Annotated in this window: 24 protein-coding genes; 15 read left to right on the top strand and 9 right to left on the bottom strand. The window is 55.9% G+C overall.

Annotated elements, in window-relative coordinates:
* Positions 1 to 19 precede the first annotated feature (19 nt).
* From argF to ACN0XZ_RS04690, 3 genes are all read right to left on the bottom strand, one after another.
* The gene (gene argF, locus ACN0XZ_RS04700; protein WP_417456552.1) at positions 20 to 961 is read right to left on the bottom strand and encodes an ornithine carbamoyltransferase; all 942 of its coding nucleotides are present in this window, start codon (positions 959 to 961) and stop codon (positions 20 to 22) included.
* Positions 962 to 1,031: 70 nt separating this feature from the next.
* A complete protein-coding gene (locus ACN0XZ_RS04695; protein ID WP_417456551.1) occupies positions 1,032 to 2,222 on the bottom strand; it encodes an aspartate aminotransferase family protein in 1,191 nt (396 codons plus the stop codon).
* Positions 2,223 to 2,406: 184 nt separating this feature from the next.
* Entirely contained in the window at positions 2,407 to 3,243 is an 837-nt protein-coding gene (locus ACN0XZ_RS04690) for an ABC transporter permease (protein ID WP_417456550.1), read from the bottom strand.
* A 194-nt stretch (positions 3,244 to 3,437) separates the two neighbouring features.
* Between ACN0XZ_RS04690 and ACN0XZ_RS04685 the strand changes: the two genes are divergently transcribed.
* Together ACN0XZ_RS04685 and ACN0XZ_RS04680 are read left to right on the top strand one after the other, a co-directional pair.
* Complete coding sequence (locus tag ACN0XZ_RS04685) at positions 3,438 to 3,854, top strand: GcrA family cell cycle regulator (RefSeq protein WP_417456549.1); 417 nt, start codon at positions 3,438 to 3,440, stop codon at positions 3,852 to 3,854.
* A gap of 172 nt (positions 3,855 to 4,026) precedes the next feature.
* The gene (locus ACN0XZ_RS04680) at positions 4,027 to 4,500 is read left to right on the top strand and encodes a c-type cytochrome (protein WP_417456548.1); all 474 of its coding nucleotides are present in this window, start codon (positions 4,027 to 4,029) and stop codon (positions 4,498 to 4,500) included.
* Between the two features lie 73 nt (positions 4,501 to 4,573).
* Here the strand turns inward: ACN0XZ_RS04680 and ACN0XZ_RS04675 are convergent, their stop codons facing one another.
* The 3 genes from ACN0XZ_RS04675 to ACN0XZ_RS04665 are packed head-to-tail and all read right to left on the bottom strand — an operon-like array spanning position 4,574 to position 7,151.
* Positions 4,574 to 5,242 carry a cytochrome b/b6 domain-containing protein gene (locus ACN0XZ_RS04675; RefSeq protein WP_417456547.1) on the bottom strand — a complete coding sequence of 223 codons (669 nt, stop codon included), beginning with the start codon at positions 5,240 to 5,242 and terminating at the stop codon, positions 4,574 to 4,576.
* Positions 5,243 to 5,250: 8 nt separating this feature from the next.
* Positions 5,251 to 6,252 carry an alpha-ketoacid dehydrogenase subunit beta gene (locus ACN0XZ_RS04670; RefSeq protein ID WP_417456546.1) on the bottom strand — a complete coding sequence of 334 codons (1,002 nt, stop codon included), beginning with the start codon at positions 6,250 to 6,252 and terminating at the stop codon, positions 5,251 to 5,253.
* Entirely contained in the window at positions 6,252 to 7,151 is a 900-nt protein-coding gene (locus tag ACN0XZ_RS04665) for a thiamine pyrophosphate-dependent dehydrogenase E1 component subunit alpha (RefSeq protein WP_417456545.1), read from the bottom strand. Before ACN0XZ_RS04665 ends, ACN0XZ_RS04670 begins: the two co-directional genes overlap by 1 nt.
* A 387-nt stretch (positions 7,152 to 7,538) precedes the next feature.
* Between ACN0XZ_RS04665 and ACN0XZ_RS04660 the strand changes: the two genes are divergently transcribed.
* The 9 genes from ACN0XZ_RS04660 to ACN0XZ_RS04620 all read left to right on the top strand — a co-directional run bounded on the left by ACN0XZ_RS04660 (position 7,539) and on the right by ACN0XZ_RS04620 (position 16,482).
* On the top strand, positions 7,539 to 7,991 hold the full coding sequence (locus ACN0XZ_RS04660; RefSeq protein WP_417456544.1) for an SUF system Fe-S cluster assembly regulator: 453 nt from the start codon (positions 7,539 to 7,541) through the stop codon (positions 7,989 to 7,991).
* Positions 7,992 to 8,024: 33 nt separating this feature from the next.
* On the top strand, positions 8,025 to 9,494 hold the full coding sequence (sufB, locus tag ACN0XZ_RS04655; RefSeq protein WP_417456543.1) for a Fe-S cluster assembly protein SufB: 1,470 nt from the start codon (positions 8,025 to 8,027) through the stop codon (positions 9,492 to 9,494).
* Positions 9,495 to 9,508: 14 nt separating this feature from the next.
* Positions 9,509 to 10,246 carry a Fe-S cluster assembly ATPase SufC gene (sufC, locus tag ACN0XZ_RS04650; protein ID WP_417456542.1) on the top strand — a complete coding sequence of 246 codons (738 nt, stop codon included), beginning with the start codon at positions 9,509 to 9,511 and terminating at the stop codon, positions 10,244 to 10,246.
* Between the two features lie 40 nt (positions 10,247 to 10,286).
* The gene (gene sufD, locus ACN0XZ_RS04645; RefSeq protein WP_417456541.1) at positions 10,287 to 11,585 is read left to right on the top strand and encodes a Fe-S cluster assembly protein SufD; all 1,299 of its coding nucleotides are present in this window, start codon (positions 10,287 to 10,289) and stop codon (positions 11,583 to 11,585) included.
* 13 nt (positions 11,586 to 11,598) lie between these two features.
* Positions 11,599 to 12,843, top strand: coding sequence for a cysteine desulfurase (locus ACN0XZ_RS04640; protein ID WP_417456540.1), 1,245 nt, complete (start codon positions 11,599 to 11,601; stop codon positions 12,841 to 12,843).
* Entirely contained in the window at positions 12,840 to 13,394 is a 555-nt protein-coding gene (locus ACN0XZ_RS04635) for an SUF system Fe-S cluster assembly protein (RefSeq protein ID WP_417456539.1), read from the top strand. The genes ACN0XZ_RS04640 and ACN0XZ_RS04635 overlap by 4 nt, the downstream gene beginning before the upstream one ends.
* A gap of 38 nt (positions 13,395 to 13,432) precedes the next feature.
* Positions 13,433 to 13,759 (top strand): HesB/IscA family protein, encoded by a 327-nt coding sequence (locus ACN0XZ_RS04630; protein WP_417456538.1) that lies wholly within the window; start codon positions 13,433 to 13,435, stop codon positions 13,757 to 13,759.
* Positions 13,760 to 13,871: 112 nt separating this feature from the next.
* The gene (locus ACN0XZ_RS04625; protein WP_417456537.1) at positions 13,872 to 14,906 is read left to right on the top strand and encodes a glycosyltransferase; all 1,035 of its coding nucleotides are present in this window, start codon (positions 13,872 to 13,874) and stop codon (positions 14,904 to 14,906) included.
* Positions 14,907 to 15,009: 103 nt separating this feature from the next.
* Entirely contained in the window at positions 15,010 to 16,482 is a 1,473-nt protein-coding gene (locus ACN0XZ_RS04620) for a TrkH family potassium uptake protein (RefSeq protein WP_417456536.1), read from the top strand.
* 22 nt (positions 16,483 to 16,504) lie between these two features.
* Here the strand turns inward: ACN0XZ_RS04620 and ACN0XZ_RS04615 are convergent, their stop codons facing one another.
* Entirely contained in the window at positions 16,505 to 17,932 is a 1,428-nt protein-coding gene (locus ACN0XZ_RS04615; protein ID WP_417456535.1) for a homospermidine synthase, read from the bottom strand.
* Between the two features lie 121 nt (positions 17,933 to 18,053).
* A complete protein-coding gene (gene arfB / locus ACN0XZ_RS04610; RefSeq protein WP_417456534.1) occupies positions 18,054 to 18,476 on the bottom strand; it encodes an alternative ribosome rescue aminoacyl-tRNA hydrolase ArfB in 423 nt (140 codons plus the stop codon).
* A 125-nt stretch (positions 18,477 to 18,601) separates the two neighbouring features.
* Here arfB and ACN0XZ_RS04605 point away from each other — a divergent pair, with 125 nt between their 5' ends.
* The 3 genes from ACN0XZ_RS04605 to ACN0XZ_RS04595 are packed head-to-tail and all read left to right on the top strand — an operon-like array spanning position 18,602 to position 19,855.
* Positions 18,602 to 18,928, top strand: coding sequence for an ArsR/SmtB family transcription factor (locus tag ACN0XZ_RS04605; protein WP_417456533.1), 327 nt, complete (start codon positions 18,602 to 18,604; stop codon positions 18,926 to 18,928).
* Complete coding sequence (locus tag ACN0XZ_RS04600) at positions 18,918 to 19,421, top strand: SRPBCC family protein (protein ID WP_417456532.1); 504 nt, start codon at positions 18,918 to 18,920, stop codon at positions 19,419 to 19,421. Before ACN0XZ_RS04605 ends, ACN0XZ_RS04600 begins: the two co-directional genes overlap by 11 nt.
* Before the next feature lie 11 nt (positions 19,422 to 19,432).
* On the top strand, positions 19,433 to 19,855 hold the full coding sequence (locus tag ACN0XZ_RS04595; RefSeq protein ID WP_417456531.1) for an SRPBCC domain-containing protein: 423 nt from the start codon (positions 19,433 to 19,435) through the stop codon (positions 19,853 to 19,855).
* An 82-nt stretch (positions 19,856 to 19,937) separates the two neighbouring features.
* Here ACN0XZ_RS04595 and ACN0XZ_RS04590 read toward each other — a convergent pair whose 3' ends face one another.
* Positions 19,938 to 20,372, bottom strand: a complete 435-nt coding sequence (locus ACN0XZ_RS04590) for a helix-turn-helix domain-containing protein (RefSeq protein ID WP_417456530.1) — start codon at positions 20,370 to 20,372, stop codon at positions 19,938 to 19,940.
* Between the two features lie 77 nt (positions 20,373 to 20,449).
* On the opposite strand from ACN0XZ_RS04590, the gene tmpT reads away from it, so the two are divergent.
* Positions 20,450 to 21,088: a thiopurine S-methyltransferase gene (tmpT, locus tag ACN0XZ_RS04585; protein ID WP_417456655.1), complete on the top strand. Its 639-nt coding sequence runs from the start codon at positions 20,450 to 20,452 to the stop codon at positions 21,086 to 21,088.
* The last annotated feature ends 201 nt before the right edge of the window (positions 21,089 to 21,289 follow it).

The raw sequence follows: 21,289 nt of genomic DNA, 5'->3' as shown, positions 1-21,289 counted from the left end.
GGGCTGTTGGCCGCGGCTTTTAAAGCTTTCCGACGCACCACGCAAGGATAGCTTTTTGCGCATGCAGGCGGTTTTCCGCCTCGTCCCACACAACAGACTGCGGACCATCGATGACCGCGTTGGTCACCTCTTCACCCCGGTGTGCCGGCAAGCAGTGGAGGAAAAGCGCATCATCCGCCGCCTTGGCCATCAAAGCGCGGTTTACCTGAAATGGCTCAAGCGCCCGCACGCGGCTACCCGTGCGGTCGTCACCCATGGAAACCCAGGTGTCTGTGATCACGGCGTCCGCGTCCCACACGGCTTCTTCGGCATTGGTTACAACCCGCACGTCCCCGCCTTCTTCTTCCGCCCACGACAACACATCATCATAAGGGGCGAAAGCCTCGGGGCACCCAAGCACGAGCGAGAAATCAAACTTCACTGCCGCTTCAATCAGAGAAGTGGCGACATTATTGCCATCCCCAAGCCAGGCCACCTTTTTGCCCTTGATTGGGCCACGATGTTCTTCAATCGTCATGATATCCGCCATCAACTGGCAGGGATGCGAACGGTCAGTGAGCGCATTGATCACGGGCACGTCGCCTTCTTCGGCCAACTCAACCACGGCTTCGTGCGTGTTGGCGCGGATCATGATGATATCCACATAGCGGCTCATCACCTTTGCGGTGTCAGCGATGGTTTCACCACGGCCAAGCTGCATGGAGCCGCTGTGCAAAAACAGCGGCTTTGCACCAAGCTGATGCGCGGCTGTTTCAAAGCTGATGCGAGTACGGGTGGATGACTTCTCAAAAATCATCGCAAGCGTATAACCCGAAAGCGGCGCGCCAGCGTCCACCATGCCTTTTGGCATGCCACGTCGCGCTTCTTTCCACTCTTTCGCTACTTCAAGAATATGCCGAAGCGTTGCCGCGGGAATATCCTTCAAATCGAGAAAGTGGTTGCAACTCTGCGCAAGTGTCATGGTGTCAAATCCCTATAAACGTCAAAATTAACAAAGGCCCGACAATCGCCGGGCCTTCCCATGCCAGCCTTTAAGCTGGCACGCCCTTGTCGCGCCAATCATTCATGGCGCTATCGAGAAGCTCCATCGCTTCATCGATATGGTCCTCGTTGATAATCAGCGGCGGCAACATGCGCATGACCATATCACCCGCAACAGCAGGGCACATGCCGCGCTCAATCATGTCCACCACAGCGCCGCGTGTCGGCACATCAGGCATGCGGATACCCGCCATAAGGCCAACACCGCGTACTTCCTTGATGAAATCGCCGTGACGCTGCTGCAGTGCGCCAAGGCGCGCTTGCAACAAGTCACCCATCTCCGCCACACGAGGCAGAAACTCAGGTTTGAGCATTTCATCAAGCACGGCATTCCCAACAGCCATGCCAAGCGGGTTACCGCCATAGGTGCTGCCATGGGTGCCAACAACCATGCCGGAGGCTGCTTCTTCGGTGGCGAGGCACGCGCCGAGCGGGAAGCCACCGCCAATGCCTTTGGCCGCTGTCACAATATCGGGCTTCACGCCAGACCATTCATGGGCAAAGAGCTTGCCGGTCCGGCCCATGCCGCACTGAATTTCGTCCAGCACCAGGAGGAGCCCGTTTTCGTCACAGATGTCACGCAGCGCCTGCATCTGCTCGTTTGAGAGTGGACGAATACCACCTTCCCCCTGCACAGGTTCAACCATGATGCCGCCAGTCTCATCGCTAATGGCTGCTTTCACCGCTTCAATATCGCCAAATGGCACCACGTCAAAACCGTCCGGCAGTGGTTCAAACCCTTTGGTGAGCTTTTCCTGGCCTGCCGCAGCAATGCCCGCAAGCGTGCGGCCATGGAAGGCGTTGGACATGGTGACCAAGCGGTATTTGCCCTTGTTGCCTTTATCATAATGGTACTTGCGCACCATCTTGATCGCACATTCGATCGATTCCGCACCCGAGTTGGTGAAGAAAACCGTATCGGCAAAAGACGCAGCGCAAAGCCTTTCCGCCAGCCGCGCGCCATGCGGGATCTCATAGGTGTTGGCGGTGTGCCACAGCTTGGCCGCCTGATCTTGCAGCGCTTTTACAAGTGTCGGGTGGCTATGGCCCAGGCACATCACACCGATGCCTGAATAAAAATCGAGATACTTCTTGCCGTTGGTATCATAGAGGTACATGCCCTCGCCGCGCTCAAACGCAACGGGAATACGGGCATAAACTGGCATCAGGGGCGTAATCACTTCTCTCTCCTTGGGGACCTTGGTGGCTTTTCGCAAGCTCTAAAAAAGGCATTGGCCGGACAGCATTTAGCGCCCGGCTCAACAGGAGGTGAGGATGCCGCTACGGATGGCTTAAGTCAATGGGTCTAACCCGCTGAAAGCAGGCTTTTTCCAGTTAAATTTTCATGGCCAGCCAAAGCCCAGCTTATGCTTTCAGGCGGTAGCCGGTTTTAAACACACGGTACACTATGAGCGTGAGCACCAGATTGATCGCGAGCGTATAGGCAAAACCAACCCAGAGGTCGCTATCGGCACGACCGATAAAACCATAGCGGAAGCCGTCAATCATATAGAAAAACGGGTTGGCGTGGGAGAAGACCTGCCAACTGGTGGACAAACGCTCAATCGAATAAAAAGTACCCGAAAGCAGGCTCAAGGGCGCGATCACAAAATTGGTGATGGCGGCGGCATGATCAAACTTCTCGGCCCAGACGCCGGTGAGCACGCCAACAAGCGAGAGCATGGTACAAGCCGCAACCGAGAAATACAGGATCGACCAGACATGATCGATCACCATCGGCACGCCCGGCATGGCCGCGAACGCAAGGCCAACGGACAGCCCTACCATAAGGCCACGGGTTACCCCGCCCGCCACAAAACCGATGGTAAGCTCAAGTGCAGAGAGAGGCGGCATCAAGGTATCAACGATGTTGCCTTGAACCTTGGAGATCAGGATCGAGCTTGAGGTGTTGGCAAATGCGTTTTGCAGCATGGCCATCACGATAAGGCCGGGTGCGAGAAACTGCGCGTAAGGCATATCGGCCACCAGACGCCCGTTTCCGCCAAGTGCCAGCGTGAAAATGATCATGAACAGAATGGTGGTCACGGCAGGTGCAGCCAGCGTTTGCGCCCACACTTTCATGAAACGGCGGGTTTCGCGCTGGTATAGCGTCCACAGGCCAACCCAGTTAACGGCACCAATGGTCCGGGCACCAAGGACCGGGAAATCAGGCTCATCGCTTGTATGCAAAGTCGCGGGCATAAATAAGGGCTCCTCAAGGGTCAGATTTGGTGCACTCGATCAGGCTTATAACAGAAAAAGATGGGTGGGCAGTACCCGGCTTCACCATATGGGGTCGATTGTTCCCTTGGCAAGAGGGTGCCATGGGCGATATAAGCGGGGAGAGACTCGGGCGTGTGTGATCACCGCCCCCAGATAAAGACAAGGATAACATCATGGCATGGACGGACGATCGCATCGATCAGCTCAAGAAACTTTGGGACGACGGCTTGAGCGCAAGCCAGATCGCAAAGGAACTGGGCGAAGGCGTGACACGCAACGCTGTGATCGGCAAAGCGCACAGGCTGGGGCTTAAATCCCGCCCGTCACCGGTAAAGACCGATAAAGAAAAGAAAAAAGCCGCGCCAAAACGGGTGGTTAAGAAGGCAGACAAGCAGCTTGTCTCGCTTCTGGACCTGACCGACCGCATGTGCAAATGGCCGCTTGGGCACCCTGGTGATGCTGACTTCCACTTCTGTGGCAAGGCGTCTGAGCCGGGCATGCCTTACTGTGCCGGCCACTGTGCGGAAGCCTATCAGGCACAACCGCCACGGCGTGATCGCCGCCAGACCCCACGCCCACCGATTCTCTGATTCGAGTCGGGGCCGCAGGCTTCAATCACAAATTTGTCAGGAAATCGCGCTTGCCCAAAATTGGGCGAGCGCTAATCTTGTGCGGCCTAGATTACGTATAAAGTCTATCTTGCGTCACTTTAAGGTCACCGCATACAGTGGTTACAGGCGTTGTTATCAGGGGAGAGATCATATGCAAGTAAACCGTGCCCGCTCGTTGTTCATAGGGGCTTTAGCCTGTTCAGCCATCGCAATCTCAAGCGTATCCTTCGCGCATGGTGATGAAGAAAAGCGCTTCCCTGAATCGCAGTATCGCCACGATGTGATGGAGTTTGTGAAATATGCTTACGGCAATATCGCACAGCTCATGAAAGGCACCGCCGAGCACGACGGCCATCTCGCGAAACATGCACAGATCATGGCAACGGCTGCCTCAATGGCAAAAACCGCGTTCGAGAAAGACACCCGCGGTATGGAAGGTGCAACCGACGCACGCGACGAGATCTGGGAAAACTGGGACGATTTTGCCACCCGCATGGATAAATTTGAAGCTGATGCCGCAGCGCTCGCAACCGCCGCAGAGGGCGGCGATATGAGCGAGATTGGCCCGGCGTTCAAGAAAACCATGGGCAACTGCAAATCCTGTCATGACGAGTATCGCAAATAACCGGCTGTCAGGTTTTAGTTCAATGAATGAGGAGAAGGCGTGCCAACGGTGCGCCTTTATTCGTTAAGGCTACTCAGCCGAACACCCACCACCATACACAGCCAGCGACCAGAATTAAGAGCGTCAGACCAAATACCCAGCTCGCCATTTTAGGGGTGGTAGCCGCATGACGGCTCCTGCCCGTGATCATGGGCATCACAAGGTTCACCCGCCGCACGAGGCCGTAAAATGCAATCACCAGGATATGCAGGCCAATAAGCCCGAGAAGCGTATACCCGGTCCATTCATGGATTTCCGTCAGGTCCTCTGAAAGGCGGGAGGAAATGTCACCCGCAAAAGGCCCCTCAAAAAACATGGCATCGGTTGCAAAAAGCCCAAGCCCGGCCTGCACCAGAAGAAGAAGAAGCATCAGCACAACGGACACCGCGCCCAACGGGTTGTGGCCCGTGCTTTTATAGGGTGCGCTGCCAAAGGCGGTTTTGGAATAGGCGGCTGTCGCCTTGGGGCCTTTGACAAACTGACTGAAGCGGGCGGTGTCGCTCCCCACAAACCCCCACAGAACCCGCCAGATCACCAGCGCCAAAACACTCAGGCCAGCATAGAGGTGAATATCTGCATGGATATCAAACTTGTCCTGAAACGCGGAATAAGCCGATAGCGCGAAAGCGATAACCAGCAACCAGTGAAAAATACGCACCGGAGCGTCCCACACCTTCACCTGTTGGTTTTGTTCCTCAGCCACAATGCACCTCACATGAGCATGGATTTAACGGTCGCGACAATATCAGTTGCCGCAGGCAACCACTCTTCTTCCGCCTTTCGGCCATAAGGCACCGGTGTATGTGGCGGGGTGAGTTTTTGCGGCGCGGCCTTCAAGGACGCAAAACCCTCACTTGCTGCAAGGCTCAACACCCGGTCTGCAAAACCCATGAACGCCGCGCCTTCATCCACCACCAGAAGCCGTCCGGTCTTGGCGAGACTCGCGAGAATCATATCCGAATCAAGCGGGTGTACCGTACGGGGGTCGATCACCTCGACAGATATACCGTCTGCCTTCAGGGTTGCTGCGGCCTCAAGCGCTTTTGGCACCATGGCGGAAAGCGCCACCAGCGTGATGTCATCACCGGGTTGAGCAATATTGCCTTTGCCGAGCGGCACAGCGGGCAGCGCAGCTTTCACCTCACCGCTCACACCGTAAAGACCCTTATGTTCAAAAATCACCACGGGGCCGTCAGCCGCCACCGCGCTTTTCAGCAGCCCTGCCGCATCGGCGGGCGTTGAGGGGCACACCACAGCAAGCCCCGGCACGCTCGCGAGTAAACCATGCAGCGATTGGCTGTGCATGGCACCGGAACCGTCTCCCGCCCCCATGGTGGTGCGAATAACCAGTGGCAACTTTATCCGTCCATTGGAGAGAAAACGTGCTTTTGCCGCCTGGTTGAAAACCTGGTCGAAACACACGCCAAAGAAGTCACAGAACATGACCTCAACTATAGGCTTGAGGCCCGTCATCGCGGCACCTGTCGCCATACCAACAAAAGCGGATTCAGATATGGGGGTGTCAATCACCCGCTCGCGGCCGAACGCTTGCGCGAGGCCTTTGGTGACCCCAAAAACGCCGCCCAGTTCTTCACCGCCGGACAGGCCACTGCCGCCAACAACATCTTCCCCGATGACCACAACGGAAGCGTCCACCTTCATGATCTGGTGCATTGCCTTATTGAGGGCTTGCGCGATTGTCATGCTGGCCATCAGAACCCTCCGCCCTGTTGCCACGCCTTGAGCCCAGTGTCGCTTTTGTCTTTTGAGCGTTCAGCTTTGCCGACGACATCCTCTGCGCGCAACCTCGCGCCCAGCTCCAACTCCTTCAGCTCTTCTTCCTCAGACCCGGTTTTGATGAGAATTTCACGGAAACTATCAAGCGGGTCCTTGACCTTCTCAGCGCCGCGATAGCCTTGCCCGTCACCATGATAGTGCCCGCTGATACGCGGCACCTTGGCTTCAATAAAGGCGGGGCTACAGGTTTTACGCACCCAGCCAATGAGCCTGTCTGCGGTACGTAACAGAAGCGGCATATCGCTGCCGTCCACCTGCTCTGCGGCAATCCCGAAAGAACGGGTGCGACCAATCAACGACCCGGCTGTGGCATAGCTCGCACCGGTTGACTGGCCGAGGCCATTGTTTTCAACGACAAACAGAAGCGGCAACTGCAGGCTGACCGCCAAATTTATGGTCTCGAACACAGCACCTTGATTCACTGCACCGTCCCCCATGAAGGCGACGGCAATGCCTCCTGTTTTCAGTGTCTTGGCGGAAAGGGCCGCACCCGCAGCCAAGGGCACCTGCCCGCCCACAATGCCGTTTGATGTCAGGAATCCGTCTTCGGGTGCCAGAAGGTGCTGCGTGCCACCAAGCCCATTTGAAAGCCCACCGGCCCGGCCCAAAATCTCCCGCGCCAGCGCAAGAGGGTCAACCCCGCAGGCAATTGCAAGGCCATGGCTGCGGTGCGAGCCGCTGACCTGATCAATGGGGCCAGTAAGCTGGTGAATAATGGCAAGCTCAACAAGCTCAGCCCCGGATGCCAGATGCACGAGGCCGGGCACATGCCCCGCGTCACTCGCTTTGGCTATGCGTTCCTCAAATGCGCGCATAAAATGGCCGCGCTCGTATAATATTTTCAAATCTGTCAGGTTCATCCCGGCATGTATAACAGCACGGTACGGTCTCTGTCATCGGCTGCGTGCATGACATTTTTGGGTATCTGCCGTGATCGGCATCAAGAAATTGGTGCAATTGAGATGAAAATGCGCCATAAGCCCCCAAGTTCCCCTTCAGGTGCGGCAAAACAGCCCAAAAGCGGCGGACTTCACCGGATTGTGTTACTCCGGCATTGACTCAAGGGTATCACTGCCCATATGTAAATCCTGAGCAATTTGGTATGATTTATAAGGCCTGCTTCTTTGGTCGGTAAAAACGGCAGTTTTCTGCCATAAATCAAACCCCAAAGATAGAGAAGCAGCCAGTAAGGACCGATCATCATGATTCGGCTAACCAACTTAGCAGATTACGCTGTGGTATTGATGTGCGAGATGACGCACACCGATGGCCGTGTCAGCGCGCAGGACCTCGCAGCAGCGACCAGTATACCGGCACCGACGGTTGCCAAGATATTGAACGCGCTGGGCCGGGCAGCGCTGTTGCAGTCTCACCGGGGCCTCAAGGGCGGTTTTGCGCTTTCGAAAAGTGCGGACGATATCACTGTCGCCGATATCATTGAGGCCATAGACGGCCCAATATCGCTAACCCACTGTGCCGACACCGGCACAAGCGACTGCTGCTATGACGAGATTTGCCAGATGCGTCCGCGCTGGCAGGTGATCAATAGCGCGGTAAAAAACGCGCTCGCGGATGTGAAGCTTTCTTCCATCGCCGCGTTTGGAACCCCGGAAGAAATGGTCGAGCGTTTCGAGAAACGCGCAAAATCGGCCTGAGTATAGTTTAAACATTGTCAAGGAGCCGCCATCATGGCTGGAACCGCTGAAGCCCAGAAACAGATTGCAGAAGTCACCGGTGACTATAAGTATGGTTTTGTCACCGATATCGACATGGATATGGCACCAAAAGGCCTGTCTGAGGACGTGATCCGTTTCATTTCCGCCAAAAAAGAAGAGCCTGAATGGATGCTTGAATGGCGGCTGAAGGCTTACCGTGCGTGGCTGAAGATGGAAGAGCCTGATTGGGCCAAGGTCAACTACCCAAAGATCGACTATAACGACATCTACTATTACGCCGCGCCCAAGAAGAAAGACGGGCCGAAAAGCCTTGATGAGGTGGACCCGGAACTTCTGCGCACCTATGAGAAGCTTGGCATCCCGATCCGCGAGCAGGAAGTGCTTGCGGGCGTTCAGGGGTCCGCCAAAGTGGCTGTTGATGCTGTGTTTGATAGCGTATCCGTTGCCACCACTTTCCGGGAAGAGCTTAAAAAAGCCGGCGTGATCTTCATGTCGATCTCCGAAGCGGTGCGCGAATATCCGGACATGGTGAAAAAATACCTCGCGACCGTTGTGCCGGTCAGGGACAATTATTTCGCGGCCCTCAACTGCGCTGTGTTCACCGACGGTACCTTTGTATATGTGCCAAAAGGTGTGCGCTGCCCGATGGAGCTTTCCACCTACTTCCGTATCAACGCAGAAAACACCGGCCAGTTTGAACGCACTTTGATTGTGGCGGATGAAGGCTCTTACGTCTCATACCTTGAGGGCTGCACCGCACCAATGCGGGACGAAAACCAGCTCCACGCCGCAGTGGTTGAACTTGTGGCGCTTGATGATGCCGAGATCAAATATTCCACCGTGCAGAACTGGTACCCCGGCGACAAGGACGGCAAAGGCGGCATCTATAATTTCGTGACCAAGCGCGCACTCTGCAAAGGCAAAAACTCGAAAGTGAGCTGGACGCAGGTTGAAACCGGCTCTGCTGTGACCTGGAAATACCCAAGCTGCGTGCTAGCGGGCGAAGGCAGCGTGGGTGAGTTCTATTCTGTTGCGGTTACCAACAACTATCAGCAAGCGGATACCGGCACCAAGATGATCCATATGGCGCCCAATACGCGCTCAACCATCATCTCGAAGGGTATTTCTGCGGGCAAGTCCCAGAACACCTACCGCGGGCTGGTGCGCGTGATGTCTGGCGCTGAGAATGTACGCAACTATACCCAGTGCGATTCGCTTCTGGTGAGCAGTGAATGTGGTGCCCATACGGTGCCTTATATTGAAGTGAAAAACCCAACCGCGCAGATCGAGCATGAGGCAACCACCTCAAAAATCTCCGAAGATCAGATGTTTTATTGCCGCGCGCGGGGGTTGGATGAAGAAGAAGCGGTCGCCATGATCGTTAACGGTTTCTGTAAGGAAGTTATGCAACACTTGCCGATGGAATTTGCTGTGGAAGCCCAGAAGCTTCTCGGCATTTCGCTCGAAGGCAGTGTTGGTTAAAGTTGGAAAAAGTGATGCTTAAGATCAAAGACCTCCACATCAATGTCGCTGAAAAAGAGATCGTCAAGGGCCTGAGCCTTGAGATCAAGCCGGGCGAAACGCATGCAATCATGGGCCTGAACGGCGCGGGTAAATCCACGCTTGCCGCCACCATCGCTGGCCGCGACGACTATGAGGTAACCTCCGGTTCCATCGAGTTTGAAGGCAAAAACCTTCTGGAGCTGGAGCCGCACGAGCGCGTGGGCGAAGGTCTGTTTCTCGGCTTCCAGTATCCGGTGGAAATTCCAGGTGTTTCAAACCTCAACTTCCTGCGCACCGCGCTCAATAGCGTGCGCAAATACCGGGGTGAGGATGAAGTATCCGCCGCAGAATTCATGAAGCTCGTACGCGAGAAAGCCAAAGCCCTGAACATGGACCCTGAAATGCTCAAGCGGTTCGTGAATGTTGGCTTCTCGGGCGGCGAGAAAAAGCGGAACGAGATGGTGCAGATGGCCGTGCTTGACCCCAAGCTCGCTGTGCTGGATGAGACCGACAGCGGCCTTGATATTGATGCGCTCAAAACCGTGGCGGACGGCATCAATGCCCAGCGCCGCGAAGATACGGCGATCCTCTTGATCACGCACTATCAGCGGCTCCTCTCCTACGTGCAGCCAGACGTGGTGCATGTGATGATTGATGGCCGCATCGTGAAATCGGGCGGTAAGGAACTTGCGCTTGAGCTTGAGGAAAAAGGCTACGCGGACGTCGCTTAGTGCTGAAGTACACGGTTGGGGACCGGCCAAAGGAAATGACATGCAAGACGAGCTGATAACAGGATATGAAGCGCAGGCAGGTACGCTAAACGGTACTGTGCCAGGTGCAGATGCCCTGCGCGCAAAAGCGCTGAAGGAGCTGGGCTCTCACGGTTTTCCTACCCCCAAGACGGAAGACTGGCGCTATAGCGACATGCGTCCGCTCAGGGCGCAGGTTTTTGGCCTCGCTGAAGCCGCCAGCAAAACGCCCGATGTGCCAGCCCCGCTTGCTGATGTCGCGGCGCGATTTGTGTTCATTAACGGCCGTTACGCGGAAGAACTGTCTGACCTTGGTGACCTGTGGCAGGCAGCATCGATCCGCCCGCTCGCCAATCATTTCATGTCGAACGCTGACCGCGTGGACGAGATTGTGCGCGGGCAAGACGGTGTATCGCTTCTCAACACTGCACTCTTGCGCGACGGCATTGTAATTTCCGTGCCTTCGGGGATCGAGATTGATGACCCGGTCGAGATCATCCACCTGATGACCGACGCGGGCGCCAAAGCCGCACATTTGCGCCATGTTATTGAGCTTGGTGAGGGTGCCAAACTATCTCTCGTTGAGCGTTTCGTCGGTGATGACAGCGCCTATTGGAGCAATGTGATCGTGCAGGCGCGCATCACACAGGGCGCCAAACTGCACCATGCACGGTTGCAGGAAGAAGGCGCCAACGCCCTCCACACCGCCAAAACATATGTGAATGTGGATACAGAGGGTGAGTATCTGTGCACCAACCTCTCCCTAGGCGGCAAAACCGGGCGTTTTGAAGCACATGTTCGCCTGCTGGGTGAAGAGGCGAGCGCGAGTGTAGACGGCGTGGCGCTTGCAGCCACCGGGCAAAGCCATGACACCCTGACCCACGTGAGCCATGTGGTGCCGTTTGCCACCAGCGACCAAATCTTCCGTACTGTGGCAGATGCGCGCGGCAAAACCGCGTTCCAGGGCAAGGTAACGGTTGAGAAAGACGCACAAAGCACCGCTGCGGACCAGAGCTTCAAGGCGCTGGTTTTTGACCGCACCGCCGAAGCAAACGCCAAGCCCGAGCTTGAAATTTTTGCGGATGATGTGAAATGCAGCCACGGCGCTACCGTAGGCGAGCTGGACGCCAAAGCGATCTTTTATCTCACCTCGCGCGGCATTGACCCCGTGACAGCACGCCAGATGCTGGTGGAAGCTTTCACCGCCGACGCGCTTGAGCGTATTGCCGATGAAGGTGTCAAAGACGCCATGACAGACCGTATCAGCGCATGGATGGCAGACCGTAAAGACCGCGCCATTGCTGGCACACAACAGGCATAAGTTAGAAGGCAAGATGAACACACACACGCCCATAAAGCCGGGTCTCGATGTAGAGAAAATCAAGGCGGACTTTCCCATCCTCTCGCAAGAGGTGTACGGCAAGCCGCTGACATTTCTTGATACAGCCGCGAGCGCACAAAAGCCGCGTGCGGTCATCGAGGCCGAGACCGCCCTTTATGAAGGCTATTACGCCAATATTCACCGCGGTGTGTATAAGTTCAGCCAGGATGCCACCGAGGCGTATGAGGCCAACCGGGAAACCGTGCGGGCGTTCCTGAACGCCGAAAAAGCCAAAGAATGTATCTTTGTGCGCGGCGCAACAGAGGGCATCAACCTTGTGGCTCAAACCTGGGGCCGGGCAAATGTGCGCGAGGGTGACGAGATCATCCTCAGCCATATGGAGCACCATTCCAACATCGTGCCGTGGCAGATGCTGGCAGAAGAAAAGGGCGCCAAGATCCGTGTGATCCCCATGTTTGATGATGGGGCACTGGATATTGAAGCCTATGTGAAACTCCTGAACGACCGCACCAGGATCGTGGCTGTTGCGCATATCTCAAACTCGATCGGGGTTAAAAACCCGGTGAAAGAGATCACACGCCTCGCGCATGATGCGGGCGCGCTGGTGCTGATCGATGGTTGCCAGGCCGCGCCGCACATGAAAATTGACGTGCGCGATATCGACGCTGACTTTTATACTTTCTCCGCCCACAAGGCTTATGGTCCCACAGGCATTGGCGTGATTTACGGCAAGGAAAAACACCTTGATGCCATGCCGCCATGGCAGGGCGGCGGTGATATGATCTCAACCGTCACGTTTGAGAAAACCACCTATAACGACCTGCCGCACAAGTTTGAGGCTGGCACGCCCAATATCGCTGGCGGCATCGCCATGAAAGTGGCCCTTGATTATATCACCGCGCTTGGCTTTGAGAATATCGCGGCGCACGAGGAAGAACTGCTCAGCTATGCCACTAAAGAGCTTTCCGCCTTCAACAGCCTGCGCATCATCGGCACGGCCCCAGACAAGGGTGCCCTGATCAGCTTTACCATGCCGCATGCGCACCCGCACGATATTGGCACCATCCTCGACCGGCAGGGCATTGCCGTGCGCGCGGGCCACCACTGTGCACAGCCGGTAATGGACCGTTTCGGCGTACCCGGCACCGTGCGGGCCAGCTTCGGCATTTATAACGATAAATCGGATGTGGACCGCCTGGTTGCGGGCCTCAAGAAAGTAGTGGACATCTTTGGATGATGGATAACAAAAACAAAAGAGACATACTGGATGTGGGCGCGCCAAAGACGGCGGACTACCCGGAAGAAAACATGCCAAAATCGGACGTCAGCCGACCCCGCCTTGATGCTGGGGTAAGCCCGCAGGAAGGCGGTTATTTCCTCAATAAATTCCTTGAAGGCGACGCGGAAAAAAAAGCCGCTGATGCCGCCGAGGCCGAGGCAACCAACGCGGAAGCAACAACCACCGGCGACGTGCCCGAAAGCAAAGAGGTGCTTGAGGCCAATATCGTTGCGGCGCTGCAGGAAATTTACGACCCGGAAATCCCTGTCAACATCTATGAGCTTGGCCTGATTTATGGTGTGGACATTGATGATGACTGGCGCGTGCGCGTGACCATGACGCTTACGACCCCGCACTGCCCTGTGGCGGAAAGCATGCCGGGCGAGGTTGAGCTTAAGGTCAACACAGTGCCGGGTGTGAACGGCTGTGACGTGGCGCTGGTGTGGGAACCTGCGTGGGACATGTCTAAAATGACAGACGAAGCACGGCTTGAACTGGGGCTGCTTTAACCCCAGATAATGGTTATGAAACCGAGGATGTTTTAAGAATGGCAGTGATCAACATCACCGATAAGGCGGCGGACCGTATCCGCGCTCTCCTCGCGAAAAACGAGGCAGCTGTCGGCATCAAGCTCGGCACCAGCACCCATGGATGCTCGGGCCTTGGCTATACGGTTGATTATGTTGAAGAACCTTCCACCGATGATGAAATTGTGGAGGACAAGGGCGTAAAGGTGTTTGTGGACCGCAAATCCCTCTTGTTCCTTTTGGGTACAGAGATGGACTGGGAAGACAGCATGTTCTCAACCGGCTTCAAATTCTCGAACCCCAACGAGAAGGGTCGCTGCGGCTGCGGCGAAAGCTTCCACGTTTAGTACTTTTGACGTCATCGTTACTCTGACGGCGATGCCGAGAATATTTTGACAATCCCACCCCTCCGGCTTATGGCATTGGAACTAATGCCTTGAACCTAGTCGGGATTTTCGCGTGCCACAGAACCTCAGCATCGTCAGTTGCGCCATGAGCCCGGACTTTATGCATGTGCGGGTGCAGGACCCCGATAGCGCCCTTGCGGCACTTGGTTGTCAGGTTCGCAGCTACTCAAAACAGGTTATGATCCCGCGCATCTGGCCCAGAAGCAGTATTCGAGCCGTTATTATTCAGCGCGCTATTTTTGACCGCAACACGGCTATTCAGGTGCTGAAACTGGCGCTTGAGCGCGATCTTCTCGTCATTCATGAGTTTGACGATCACCCTGACCTGTTGCCCGAAAGTGTGCGCGAGCGTTTCATGTCGGAGATGGGGCTTGAAGCATTTTCCGCCTGCCACGGCGTGCAAACCAGCATGCCCCTGCTTGCCGAAACATTTAAGGCCCAAAACGCCTATACGGCCGCCTTCCAGAACCAGGTGTTCCGCTATCCCCTGTCTCCCAAACCAGAATCGAAAGACGTACGCATACTTTATGGTGCCCTCAACAGGCGCGATGCCTGGGCGCCCCTTATAAAAACATTCAACGCTGTTATCGCAAAGCACGACAACGTCCACGTCACGGTGCTGCAGGACCGCGAGTTTTTTGATGCGCTTGAAACCAAGAAAAAGACACTTCGCTATACGCCCGGGTATGATGATTATCTCAATGCTGTTCTACAGAATGATATTGTGTTGATGCCACTCAACGAGAGCCCCTTCACTGCCTGCAAAAGCGATATTAAGTTTCTTGAAGCCAGCATCTGTGAAGCCGCCACCATTGCCAGCCCTACCGTCTATGGCAACACAATCATCCATGACGAGACAGGCCTTATCGCCGATCACCCGACCGAGTGGGCAGGCTGCCTTGAAAAGCTCATCACTGATGCACCATACCGCCAGCGCATGGCTCGAAACGCAAACCGCTATGTGCGCGAGAACCGCATGCTGATGCAGCATATCCACAAGCGCATCAATTGGTACAAAGAGCTGTGGGAGAACCGCGCAGAGATCAACAAGCGCTTGCGTGAACAGTTCCCCGAGATCACCTCCTGAAGCTTTCTCGCACCTTGACCCACCAGCTAAAATTTGACAATTGGGCCAGCCGGTTACACCCTAGTATGGCTTTTACGGCAGGGATCAGGAATAACTGAGCGCCATGACACTCGCGGTTAAATTCAACCCCATCATCCATGTGCTTGGGCTTATGCTGACGGCCTTGGCCGTGATGATGGCGATCCCCGCTGTGGTTGAAGAAGTGATCACCGAGCAGATGCCGCTTGAGTTCATCTTCTCCGCCGCTTTCTGTGCCATCATCGGCCTCCTTGCCACCTTTGCCACCCGCGATAATGAGCCCTTCAGTCTTGACGTTCGCCAGGCGTTCATCCTCACGGCACTGTCCTGGCTTGTGCTGCCGGTGTTTGCCGCCATGCCGCTTCTGGGGCTTGGTCTCTCACCCGAAATTGGCCTCACCTTCACGGATGCGGTGTTTGAAACGGTGTCCGGGCTTACCACCACCGGCTCTACGGTGATGACCGGGCTTGACGAGCTGTTGCCCGGCCTACTGCTGTGGCGCTCGCTTCTGCAGTGGATAGGCGGGGTTGGCATCATCGTTATGGCCATCATCATGCTGCCTTTCCTGCGTATTGGTGGCATGCAGCTTTTCAAAACCGAAAGCTCGGACAAATCCGAGAAGATCATGCCGCAGGCAACCGACATGGTGAAATGGATCATGGGGGTATATGCGGGCATCACGCTGCTGGCCGCCACTGTCTTCATGATAACCGGCATGGGAGGGTTTGACGCCATCAACCATGCCATGACGGCCGTTTCAACAGGCGGCTACAGCACGCACGACGCATCTTTCAGCTATTTCACCCACCCCGCAACACAGTGGGCGGGCACCATCTTTATGCTCGCGGGTGCTTTGCCTTTTATCAGCTACATCAAGGTGGTGCGCGGGCACCGCAAACCGTTTTTGGCCGACCCCCAAATTCGGACCTTCCTCAAGTTCCTCGCCTTCACCATCTCTGCCCTCACGCTTTGGCTGATGCTTGAAGAGGATATGTATCTCTTTGAAGCGCTGACGCTCACAGCCTTCAACGTGGTGTCGGTTGTCACCACCACCGGCTTTGCCTCCGCTGACTACACCACATGGGGGCCAGCGGTTGCAGCCGTATTTTTCATGCTCACCTTCGTGGGCGGCTGCGCGGGCTCAACCTCAGGCGCCATCAAGATATACCGCTTTCAGGTACTTTGGGTCACGATCAGGGAGCAACTCTCAAAGCTCAGGAGCCCAAACCGGGTGGTGGTCATGCGCTATCACGGCAGCCGCCTGCCGCCGGAACTGCCTGTTTCTGTGCTGGCGTTTCTGGCGGTGTTTCTGGCCTCTGTGGCTGTCATCACCGTGTTGCTCGCCGCCCTCGATATCGATTTTGTGACGGCACTGACCGCCAGCGCAACTGCGATCACCAACGTAGGCCCGGGGCTTGGCCCCATCATCGGCCCCGCTGGCAACTTCGCCCCGTTGCCGGATGCGGCCAAGTGGATCCTGTGCTTCGCCATGCTTCTGGGGCGGCTTGAGATCTTCACGCTTCTCTTGCTGTTTGACCCGCATTTCTGGCGCGATTAAATCACCGCGCCAAACGGTACGATCAGCGGCAGATTACATTCTTGAAGAGCCATGGCTCGCTGGTGTCATAGTCGGCGGGGAAGAGATCATCGGTGCGGCCTGTCACCGGCGTCCAGTCCGTATAGCTGCCCACCACAGGGCCTAGGTAAGGAGCCGCCACGTCCAGAATGCGCTCATGGTTCATGGCTTCCGCTTCCACCATGCCTTCATTCGGGTTTTCAAGCGCCCACACCATACCCGCAAGCACCGCCGCACTCACCTGCAGGCCTGTTGCATTCTGGTAAGGCACCAATTCGCGCGTTTCATGGATATCAAGCTGGGAGCCAAACCAGTAAGCGTTTTTTGCGTGCCCATAAAGCAGCACGCCCAACTCATCCAACCCCTTGGTAATCTCATCCCCCATCAGGCGGAAGTTTGCCTGTGGCACAAAACCGCCCCCGACAAATTCATGCAGCGATAGCACCGCGTCGTCGCACGGATGATAAGCATAGTGGCACGTTGGCCGGTACGCCACCGTGCCATCTTCCTCGCGCGCCGTGAAATAATCAGCGATGGAGATCGCTTCATTGTGGGTGATCAGATAACCGAGGATAGGGCCCGCAAGCGGGGTCCAGGTACGCACGCGCGTATTGGCGCCGGGTCGCTTGAGGTAAATGGCCGCACCGCAGCCTTCTTCATGCTCACCACCATCCTCGGGCAGTGTATCCTCGAACGTGCCCCAGCCAAGCTCCGCCGGCTGCATACCTTCCGAGAGGAAACCGTCAATCGACCATGTATTCACAAATTCACCCGGCACCTTGGGGATATCAGACACCTGCGTATCACGCTCCGCAATATGGATGCCCTGCACGTTCAGCTTTGATGCAAGCGCAGCCCACTCAGTACGGGTCCGGGGTGTATCCACATCCACACCAGTGTCTTTGGCGATATTCACCAGCGCCTGTTTCACAAAATGGCTCACAAGGCCCGGGTTGGCACCGTGCGCCATCACCGCTGTTGGCCCGGCCCCAAGCTCTTCCGCGAGGCGAAGCGATTTTTCCCGCAACCAGTAATTGGTGCGGTGAGACATCTCCTTGTCCGGGTCGGTGTACCCGCCGCTCCACGGCTCAATACAGGTATCAAGATAGAAGGCACCAACCGTGCGGCAGAAACGCACCAGCGCAAGGGACGATACATCAACCGACAGGTTCACAAGGAAACCGCCCTCGCGGGTAAAGAGCGGAGACAGAATCTGTTCCAGATTATCCGGCGTAATCGCCTGATGCACAAAACAGACACCATATTCTTCCGCAACCGACCGGCCACTTTCGTCAGCGCTGATAATGGTGATGCGCGTGGGCTCAATATCAAAATGCCGAAGGATCAGCGGCAGCACACCCTGCCCGATAGAGCCAAAACCAACAATCACGAGCGCACCCTTGATCGGCGCATAAATAGGCCAGTCTGTCACTTGCCTCACCTCCGTCAGCAAAACGCCCGCATGTCTTCGCAGGCACAATCGTTACGGGGGGTAATGAGGAAAGCGGCCGCGCCTGTCAAGCGCATGCGCCAAAAAACTGGCGTGTGGGCACTCAATCGATCAGTTTCAGCTTGCCGCGCATCTTCTTGCGCTCGCCCATGGTCTTCTTGGTGGTCAGGCGGCGCTCCTTGGCGCCTTTGGTGGGTTTTGTACCCACCCGAAACTTGGGCTTCTTGGTCGCGGCGCGCAAAAGCTCAACAAGGCGTTTTGTCACCGCGCGTTTGTTGTCGATCTGGCTGCGGCTGCTGTCGGCTGTCAGCACAATCACACCTGCCTGGGTCATGCGGCTGCCCGCAACACTGCGAAGGCGCACAAGCATCTCCGCGCTGATGGCGGGGCTGGCGCTCGCATCAAACCTTAGCTCAATGGCGGTCGAAACCTTGTTCACATGCTGTCCGCCGGGGCCCGATGCCCGCTTGGCGCTCAGCTGAATTTCAGCTTCATCAATCTGGATATGCCCTGCAATTTCAATCATGGGCGGACTGTAAGCCAGCCTAACAAATCTCACAATCTGCGTTTTCGCAAAAAAAGTTATTGCGCAACCGAACGGTTTCATGTATTTATAAGAAACCAATTGGTTGCGTAAAGTGAGTTTGACCCATGAAACGAGATATATTCCAGGCGATAGCCGACCCAACAAGAAGAGCCATCATGGTGCTGATAGCCATCAACGCCATGACACCCAACGCGCTGGCGGATCATTTTGAGATAACCCGTCAGGCAACATCGAAGCATATCCGCATCCTCAATGAATGCGGGCTTCTGGACCAGGAAAAGGCGGGACGGGAAATCTACTACAAACTCAAGCTTGAAAAGATGAGCGAGATAGACATGTGGCTAGAACAATTTCGAAAGCTTTGGGAGAACCGTTTCAACCAACTAGATGGCCTGTTGGCCGAAATGAAAGCGGAAAAAAATGAGACCTGATCTTCAATTTGACTTTGTCGCAGACAAGGCAAAAAACACCATCACCGTCACGCGCGAATTTGATGCAGAGCGCCAGATGGTGTGGGACTGCTACACAAAAAGCGAGCTTCTGGACCGGTGGTTCGCCCCAAAGCCTTTCACCACCAAAACCAAGTCGATGGACTTTAGTGAGGGCGGGCACTGGCACTATGCGATGGTAGACCCGGAGGGCACAGAATACTGGTGCCGCATGGACTATAAAACCATCAGCGCGATCGACGGGTACACGGCCTATGACGGTTTCTCGGACGAGACCGGCGCTATCAACCCCGACCTGCCGCGCGCAACATGGGACACACAGTTCAAGGATAAAGCCGAGCGCACCGTGGTGGAAACCCTCGTGCAATATGGCTCGCTTCAGGACCTTGAAACCGTGATCGGCATGGGCATGGAAGAAGGCCTGAAATCCACGCTCGAGCGGCTTGATGAGCTTCTCGAACTACTCAATAAATAAAGGAACGACAAATGACCCCGAGCACGACACCCATTACCATTGAAACCACCATCGCCGCCCCGGCTGCGAAGGTTTGGGCCGCATGGACAGACCCGGCCCACATCACCAAATGGAACTTCGCGGCAGATGACTGGTGCTGCCCAAGTGCCTCAAACGACCTTCGTGTAGGCGGCAGATATTCTGCCCGCATGGAAGCAAAAGACGGCAGCTTCGGTTTCGATTTTGAAGCCACCTATGACGAGGTGACACCCGAGAAAAGCATGACCTACACCATGCCCGACGGCCGGGTGGTGACCACCACGTTTGAAGGGGCCTCCGGCGCTACCACGGTGAAAACCGTGTTTGACCCGGAAAGCGAAAACCCGCTTGAGATGCAGCGGGACGGCTGGCAAGCCATCCTCAACAGCTTCAAGCGCTACGCGGAAGCGGCCTAAGCCACAGCAAGGCTGAGCAACCCCCAAAACCTCTCCCCATTCCTCCTCAAACACCCTCGCGTGCTGACCGCTCGCGGGGGTGTTACTTTTTGGGCGCTCGCCCCGGCCGCGCTTTGTTGCGTTTGCTCGCGAGCGCCATAAACCGGCGGAAGGTGGGGCATTCTAGGTGGCTGGGGGCTCCACAGTCTGCTGCGTGGCGCAGCCCATCGCGCATGGCGGTAAGCTGTTTGATTTTATGGTCAAGCTCATCGGCTTTGGTGCGCAGCATGGTGCGGTCAATCGCCAACCCCTCGCCCGCCTTGAACATCTCCCCGATTTCATCGAGCGTGAAGCCCGCGTTGCGCCCAAGGGTGATAAGCGCCAGCTCATCCACCACGCCCGTGCTGAACACACGCCTGAGGCCATGCCGGCCAACCGCGCGAATAAGCCCGCGCTCTTCATAAAACCGCAGGGTGGAAGCTGGCAGGCCCGAGCGCTTCACCACCTGCCCGATATCCAGATTTTGCTGTGCCTTCATTTAACGCTTGACCTCAAGTTAACTTGAATTTGTATCCTAATCACACTCGCAAAAATGAACAAATGATTGGTGGCATGATGGAAGCAGATTTCTGGGTAAACAAATGGCAAACGGGCGAGATCGCCTTTCATGAAGGCAACCCGAACCGGTTCCTGGCCGGGTATTTTGATACGCTCGCCTTGCCCGCGCCCGCCCGTGTGTTTGTGCCGCTGTGCGGTAAAACGCGGGATATCGCCTGGCTGCTGGCGCGCCGATATAGGGTTGCGGGAGTTGAGCTTGTCGGCACCGCCGTTGACCAGCTTTTTGCTGAGCTTGGCATACAGCCCACCATCTCGAACCACGGCGCGCTCACGCGCTATAGCGCGAAGGATATCGACATTTACGTGGGGGATATCTTCAACCTGAACGCTGAGCTTCTTGGGGCCGTTGACGCGGTATACGACCGCGCAGCGCTGGTGGCGCTCCCGAAAGACACCCGCACGCGCTATACTGGGCACCTGAGCATGATCACAAACAAAGCCCCGCAACTGCTCATCAGTTATGAATATGACCAAGCCCGAATGGACGGTCCACCGTTTTCCGTAAGCAGTACGGAAATCGCCCAGCATTATGGCGGAGCCTATGAGATCAAACTACTCACCAGCGCAGACGTGCCCGGCGGCCTCAAAGGCCGCTGCCCGTCAACCGAAAGCGTTTGGCTGCTGAGGGGGAGGTAAGAAGGTGGTGCCGCTTACGTGCAGCAGACCTCCCTTTACTTTCAATGATTTACAGCCTTTCTGGTACAATTTAGGTATAGCAACGACTTTGCGGAAAATCATTGTTTATCAAATGCTTATATGGTTTTCCGCGCTTTTTCGAAAACCGAGTTTCGGAACAAAACTCTGTACACATTGTGAGTGGCACAGGTCAGTTTGTAA

The organism is Kordiimonas sp., from assembly GCF_048264555.1.
GTDB lineage: Bacteria > Pseudomonadota > Alphaproteobacteria > Sphingomonadales > Kordiimonadaceae > Kordiimonas.
This window is presented reverse-complemented; position numbering and strand designations above follow the sequence as displayed.

Coding starts and splice junctions, on each gene's coding strand:
- ACN0XZ_RS04690 (WP_417456550.1), bottom strand. CDS start 3,243: ATGCCCGCGACTTTGCATACAAGCGATGAGCCTGATTTCCCGGTCCTT.
- ACN0XZ_RS04635 (WP_417456539.1), top strand. CDS start 12,840: ATGATGGATAACAAAAACAAAAGAGACATACTGGATGTGGGCGCGCCA.
- sufC (WP_417456542.1), top strand. CDS start 9,509: ATGCTTAAGATCAAAGACCTCCACATCAATGTCGCTGAAAAAGAGATC.
- arfB (WP_417456534.1), bottom strand. CDS start 18,476: ATGATTGAAATTGCAGGGCATATCCAGATTGATGAAGCTGAAATTCAG.
- ACN0XZ_RS04630 (WP_417456538.1), top strand. CDS start 13,433: ATGGCAGTGATCAACATCACCGATAAGGCGGCGGACCGTATCCGCGCT.
- ACN0XZ_RS04670 (WP_417456546.1), bottom strand. CDS start 6,252: ATGGCCAGCATGACAATCGCGCAAGCCCTCAATAAGGCAATGCACCAG.
- sufD (WP_417456541.1), top strand. CDS start 10,287: ATGCAAGACGAGCTGATAACAGGATATGAAGCGCAGGCAGGTACGCTA.
- ACN0XZ_RS04590 (WP_417456530.1), bottom strand. CDS start 20,372: ATGAAGGCACAGCAAAATCTGGATATCGGGCAGGTGGTGAAGCGCTCG.
- ACN0XZ_RS04605 (WP_417456533.1), top strand. CDS start 18,602: ATGAAACGAGATATATTCCAGGCGATAGCCGACCCAACAAGAAGAGCC.
- tmpT (WP_417456655.1), top strand. CDS start 20,450: ATGGAAGCAGATTTCTGGGTAAACAAATGGCAAACGGGCGAGATCGCC.
- sufB (WP_417456543.1), top strand. CDS start 8,025: ATGGCTGGAACCGCTGAAGCCCAGAAACAGATTGCAGAAGTCACCGGT.
- ACN0XZ_RS04595 (WP_417456531.1), top strand. CDS start 19,433: ATGACCCCGAGCACGACACCCATTACCATTGAAACCACCATCGCCGCC.
- ACN0XZ_RS04685 (WP_417456549.1), top strand. CDS start 3,438: ATGGCATGGACGGACGATCGCATCGATCAGCTCAAGAAACTTTGGGAC.
- ACN0XZ_RS04665 (WP_417456545.1), bottom strand. CDS start 7,151: ATGCGCGCATTTGAGGAACGCATAGCCAAAGCGAGTGACGCGGGGCAT.
- ACN0XZ_RS04620 (WP_417456536.1), top strand. CDS start 15,010: ATGACACTCGCGGTTAAATTCAACCCCATCATCCATGTGCTTGGGCTT.
- ACN0XZ_RS04600 (WP_417456532.1), top strand. CDS start 18,918: ATGAGACCTGATCTTCAATTTGACTTTGTCGCAGACAAGGCAAAAAAC.
- ACN0XZ_RS04640 (WP_417456540.1), top strand. CDS start 11,599: ATGAACACACACACGCCCATAAAGCCGGGTCTCGATGTAGAGAAAATC.
- argF (WP_417456552.1), bottom strand. CDS start 961: ATGACACTTGCGCAGAGTTGCAACCACTTTCTCGATTTGAAGGATATT.
- ACN0XZ_RS04680 (WP_417456548.1), top strand. CDS start 4,027: ATGCAAGTAAACCGTGCCCGCTCGTTGTTCATAGGGGCTTTAGCCTGT.
- ACN0XZ_RS04660 (WP_417456544.1), top strand. CDS start 7,539: ATGATTCGGCTAACCAACTTAGCAGATTACGCTGTGGTATTGATGTGC.